This is a genomic window from Paracoccus sp. Ld10 (assembly GCF_045064235.1).
Classification (GTDB): domain Bacteria; phylum Pseudomonadota; class Alphaproteobacteria; order Rhodobacterales; family Rhodobacteraceae; genus Paracoccus.
Genome location: NZ_JBISHD010000022.1, coordinates 1 through 1,953, shown reverse-complemented (window position 1 = coordinate 1,953; position 1,953 = coordinate 1). Strand labels below are relative to the sequence as shown.

At 58.5% G+C, this 1,953-nt stretch carries 2 protein-coding genes; both read left to right on the top strand.

Annotated features, from left to right (window positions below; translation table 11 throughout):
* The first annotated feature begins 134 nt into the window (after window positions 1-134).
* The gene (locus tag ACJJVR_RS05290) at window positions 135-1,487 is read left to right on the top strand and encodes a plasmid recombination protein (protein WP_405402803.1); all 1,353 of its coding nucleotides are present in this window, start codon (window positions 135-137) and stop codon (window positions 1,485-1,487) included.
* The coding region (locus ACJJVR_RS05285) for a hypothetical protein (protein ID WP_405402802.1) at window positions 1,484-1,953 on the top strand (470 nt) is incomplete at its 3' end. The genes ACJJVR_RS05290 and ACJJVR_RS05285, both read left to right, overlap by 4 nt.

Below are 1,953 nucleotides of genomic sequence, written 5' to 3'. Positions count from 1 at the left end.
GGCGGCTTCGATCCGATGCGGATCGGCGGCGCAGCCGCTTGGTTGGGTGCAGGGGCGCAGCGCCTTCGCCGACATGTTGCTTGCAACATAATAGTCGGTCAGTATTGCGTTTCTTTTGGCGGGCTTCACTGAGAATGTCTGGCCCGCAGTTTTTACACCTTCAGAGCTACTCACGCAAACCGAACAAGATCGGTCAAAGCGTGCAACAGGTTCTGGATGAGGCGGCACGTGAGCCGGAATTTTCCCAGCACGTCGCAAACCCAGAATCGCCAAACTTGATCTACGGCCTGACACCCAAACAGGTCCGCCTGAAGCATGATGAAATCGTTGCGAGCGGCCACGTTGATGCCACTTTGGCGGATGGTACAGTCGCGCGGCGTGGCATCCGAAAGGACCGTCACACCTTGCTGACGGCGGTGGCATCCTACCCGATGCTCACGTCGCAAGTCACGCAGGGGTCGGCTGACCGCGACGGATACGAGCGCTGGATTGAACTGAACATCAGCTGGCTGAACCAGACGTTCGGTGACCGACTTGTCTCGATCGTCGAGCACGTGGATGAGGAGCACCCCCATATCCATGCGTTCATTCTGCCCTTGGGTGATGCCAGTTGCTCTGCGCGCCACTTGAACCCTGCCTGGCAGGTCAAGGAAGAGGCTGAGGCGTTGGCCAGGAAGAGCGGCAAGCCAGCCAAGAAAGCCGTCAAACTTGGCGATCGCGCCTATCGTGCGCGTGGTCGGGAATTGCAGGATCAGTATTTCCACGAAGTCGGGCTGCCAGCCGGTCTGACCCGCGTCGGCCCAAAGCGAGAACGTCTATCACGAGAGCAATGGAAGCAGCGCAAAGAACAAGCACGACGCGATGCTGACCTCCTCAGTCAAATGTCGGCGCGCGTCGAAAGCCTCGTCGATGCGGAGGCTAAGTTTGACGCTGATGCCGACCAGAAAGCGCTTGAGCTCATCGAAAAACTGGGACGCGCCAAAGCACTTTTTGAAGAAGCGATATCAGCAAAAGGAGAAGCTGATGAGGAAGCCAAATTGATCTTCAGACGCGCTGAATCAGATAGCGCGGCGATGACACGACGTGCGCGGGCCGAGTTGAGCGAACAAACCAAAGAACTGGAGCGCCGGTCGTCAGAATTGCACTCGGCGCGTGATGCTTTCGAACGTGAGAAGCAGACAGTTTTGCACGAAACCGTGCTGCGCGCTGCATCCGTGACGGCCCGTGTTCTGATCGGTGTCCTGACGGGCAATGTGCTGTTCGACGACAGGCGGTCAGAATTGCAGTTCGATGACCCCAAGCTCGCACAGGATGTCGCGCGGCTGGAGATAGCGCCAATCGTCCAGCAAGCTGTCGTTCTGGTCAGCAAGGTCTGGACAAGGCTGACAGGCCTGCTGTCCGTGCCGGACGTCAAGAATGAACGCGAGCGCCAGGCCGAGGTGCTCAAGCCTATGGCGAGACCACCATCGCGAGGAATGGAACCATGACGAAGGATCTCGATGACCGGATTGCAGACCTTGAGGCAAAGCGACGGTCGAACAGCATGGCGACGGCGCGTGATGCCGAACGTGTTGTTGAAGAACTGAACGAAGCGGTACGTCAGGCTTCCTTATCGGTCGGAGGACTGAACGCCCGGACTGATCTTATCGCTGATCGGGCCGCTACTCTGGAACGGCGCATTCGACAGGTCTGGGTTTTTGCCGGTGCCGGTGCCGGTGTTGCCGCTGCTATTGTGATCGCGGTTGTCGTCGTGGGCTTTGCGCTTTGGTCTGGCACAAGGATCAAATCAGCCGCTGAGAACGAGGCTACCCTTTTGCGCGATACCTATTCGACGAAAATCGCAGCGGCGCGGCAAGAGGGGGAGGCAGAATTATCGGAATTACAAGCTGACCTGGGCCGCCGGAGGGAGGAGGCCGCAGAACACCTCATGGAAATTGGGGCCGAGCTTGCCGC

Bases quoted from the DNA above. Each gene is read 5' to 3' on its own strand.
- ACJJVR_RS05290 (WP_405402803.1), top strand. From the start codon at position 135: ATGTCTGGCCCGCAGTTTTTACACCTTCAGAGCTACTCACGCAAACCG.